The following is a 3179-nucleotide window of genomic DNA, read 5'->3' as shown; positions in this document are numbered from 1 at the left end:
CTATCGAGCATGAAATTATTCTGTTAAGGATCGCAGATGCCAAGTTTGAACCATCTCGGTAAAGTCCAGATGGCGCGGTCCGAAAAGATCGCGGAACTTGTCAGCTTGGTGCAAACGTCCCTCAGCGAAGAAATGCGCGGGCCGGATTGCGCTCCAATCAACACAACCGACAACAAGAAACTTCCTAGCAAGTATCGCCTGTTCCCCCGTCTCCGTCCCCAAGGCTGGAGCGATGGCAGATCGACACGACAATTAGAATAAATGACCTGAGGAGTGCGTTGCCGTCATACCGGGAGGGTTAAAGGTGGCCGACAAAAGCGAGTATTATCCTGCGAAGAGACGTGTGGCAGGAGACCCCCATGGGTCAGTGCCTGACGACGAGACGTCCATCGGTACAGCCAGACCGCCCGCCGATAATCCGGCGATACATCTGCTCGACGCCATCGAGACAGAAATCCTGCCCCGGCTCATGCTCGTGCACACCAATGACCGCTCTGAAAAAGATGCGCGCGAATACAAGTCCCTCAAAGACCGGCGCGAGGCCCAGGACGAGTTTCTCGACCTCATGATCGACCACTCTGTGACATCAGGACATGAATTCGTCGACAATCTGGTGCGCGAAGGCATCTCAATTGAAAGCATCTATGTTGACCTGCTCGCACCCACGGCGCGGCGCATGGGCGAACTCTGGGAAGAAGACATCCGCAATTTCGCCGAAGTGACCATCGGCCTCTGCCGTCTGCACGAGGTGCTGCGTCACAATTCGCTGAGCCCGGCGGTTCGCCAGGTTTTCCCGGCGCCGGAGACCCCATCCATCCTGCTGTCGACGGCTTGCGGCGACCAGCATGTGTTCGGGGTCATCATGGTGGCAGAATTCTTCATCAAGGAAGGCTGGCGGGTCACGTGCGAACCAGGCGCGAAGGTGGATGAACTTCTCCGCATCGTGTCGTCAACCACGTTTGATGTGGTTGGCCTCTCTGTTGCAAGGTCGCACGAAGCAAACGATATTTCGGGCGTGATCGGTCAATTGAGGACAACATCCCGTAACAAGGACATCAAGGTCATTATCGGTGGGGCCCTCGTCGGCCGCGATGAATCGATCGCCGGGCAAGTCGGCGCTGATGCAGCGTCAACTGACGCAAGCACAGCGCCCACAACCGCGCTGGACCTATTGGCAGAGGCACGAGTCGGCTGCTAAAGGACCGGCGACTTTGGTACAGATAGCAGGCTAATGGACGCTAAATCATCGCATATTCCGCCGTCAAAGAAGACGCGTTCCGGCTTTCAGTCGCCTGGAGAGCATTTCGTAGGCCTGTCTGCTGACAAGGTCGCCGATCTGATCGGGGCAGCGACCGATATTGCTCTGATCGTCGAAGACGGCATCGTCAAGGATGTGGCGCTTGCGGACAAGACGCTGATATCGAACGGATATGGTGACGCCTGGCTGGGCAAGGCCTGGATCGATACGGTGACGGTCGAGAGCCGGCCCAAGATCGAGGCCCTGCTGAATGGCGAGACCTCCGATATGGGCTGGCGGCAGGTCAACCATATTTCCAAATCCTCACTCGATGTTCCGGTCAAATACACAACCGTTCCGGTCGACGGGAAGGACCGGTTCATTGCGCTCGGCCGCGATCTCAGTGACCTGTCTCAACTGCAGCAGAAACTGATCAACGCGCACCAGGATCTCGAACGCGATTATTCGCGCATGCGCATGGCCGAGGGACGTTATCGCCTCCTGTTCAATACGAGCAGCGAAGCCATACTTGTCGTCAACGCGCAGGACTGGACGATCGAGGAAGCCAATTCGGCCGCCGAAACGCTGACCGATCATATCCGCCTCAATCTTGTCGGCCAGCCGATTAGCAGCCTGTTCAAATCGGCCTCGACGGGCCGGCTCAACACGCTCATCGCCTCTGCGGCGAGCCAGGGCATGTCGTCTGATACAGACCTGACGCTCTCATCGGGCAGACAGGTCGAATTGTCGGCGTCTGCCTTTACCGAGAACGACCAGAAGCGAGTGATTCTGAGGCTTAGTGACAATCGCATCCAACCGTCAGGCGACCGGGCGACACGGACCCTCGACAAGATGGTCGATCATCTGCCGGACGGCCTCGTCATTGCCGATGCAGACCAGCGCATTCTCATGATCAATGGGACGTTCGCCCAGATGTCGCAGCTCGCCTCGACCCAGGAAGCGACGGGAACGCCGCTCAAAACCTATCTCGGCCGCTCCTCGACAGACATCAACGTGCTTTATTCGACGCTCAAGAAGAACGGCATCGTGCGCAATTTCGCGACCGTTTCCCGCGACCGGTTCGGAAGCGAAGAGAAGGTCGAGATTTCGGCCGTCACTGCCCCGACACAGACCGGCACGCTTTACGCCTTTTCCGTCCGCAGCGTCTCGCGCCGCCTGGCGCCCTCGCCCGGCCTCGACGAACAGCTGCCAAGCTCGACGACCGAGCTGACAGAACTGGTTGGCCGCGTGCCGCTCAAGGAAATCGTCAACGAGTCGTCGGTCCTGATCGAGCGGCTCTGTATCGAGGCCGCGCTCAAGATTTCCGACAATAATCGCGCCTCGGCCGCCGAAATGCTCGGCCTCAGCCGGCAGGGCCTGTATTCCAAGCTCAAACGTGTCGGCCTCGACGCCAGCGACTAGCGGAATTCTCGACAATAAGCGTCTATCTTAATTGACACTATGGGGTGTCCATTTTACCCTTGGCGAATGTCGGGCTCACCCTATCCCTTGACGATACAATCGCGTCCTCACTGGCGTGACATTCTTGAATTATCCAAGCCGATAACCTGGTTCCCGCCCATGTGGGCGTTTGCCTGCGGCGTCATTTCGACCGGGCAGGCTTCGCTGGCGCTCTGGCCCTTCATTATTGGCGGCGTGATCCTGGCCGGCCCCATGGTCTGCGCGGCAAGCCAAGCGGTGAATGACTGGTATGACCGCCATGTCGACGCGATCAATGAACCAAACCGCCCCATCCCATCCGGCCGCATTCCGGGCCGATGGGGGCTTTATCTCGGCATTTTCTGGTCCGCCATGTCGCTCGTGGTCGGCGCGCTTCTGGGCCTCTGGGCCTTCGCCGCAACCATTGTCGGCGTTGCGCTTGCCTGGCTCTACAGCGCCCCGCCCGTCCGCTTCAAGGAAGATGGATGGAGCGGACCGGCCG

The 3179-nt window shown here is 58.7% G+C and carries 3 protein-coding genes; all 3 read left to right on the top strand.

The genetic code is table 11. The features are described from left to right. Window positions 1–367: 367 nt before the first annotated feature. Entirely contained in the window at window positions 368–1198 is an 831-nt protein-coding gene (locus tag WA989_RS01490) for a cobalamin B12-binding domain-containing protein (RefSeq protein WP_424338761.1), read from the top strand. 33 nt (window positions 1199–1231) lie between these two features. Further along, window positions 1232–2659 (top strand): transcriptional regulator PpsR, encoded by a 1428-nt coding sequence (ppsR, locus tag WA989_RS01485; protein WP_424338760.1) that lies wholly within the window; start codon window positions 1232–1234, stop codon window positions 2657–2659. A gap of 66 nt (window positions 2660–2725) precedes the next feature. Continuing rightward, window positions 2726–3179, top strand: a 454-nt coding sequence (locus WA989_RS01480) for a UbiA family prenyltransferase (protein ID WP_424338759.1), incomplete at its 3' end; no start/stop codon positions are given.

Origin of the sequence: Henriciella sp. (assembly GCF_049649345.1) — a bacterium.
In the GTDB taxonomy this organism is placed as follows: Bacteria; Pseudomonadota; Alphaproteobacteria; order Caulobacterales; family Hyphomonadaceae; genus Henriciella.
This window is presented reverse-complemented; position numbering and strand designations above follow the sequence as displayed.

Excerpts from the sequence above, each read along its gene's own strand:
- ppsR (WP_424338760.1), top strand. The coding sequence starts at position 1,232 with ATGGACGCTAAATCATCGCATATTCCGCCGTCAAAGAAGACGCGTTCC.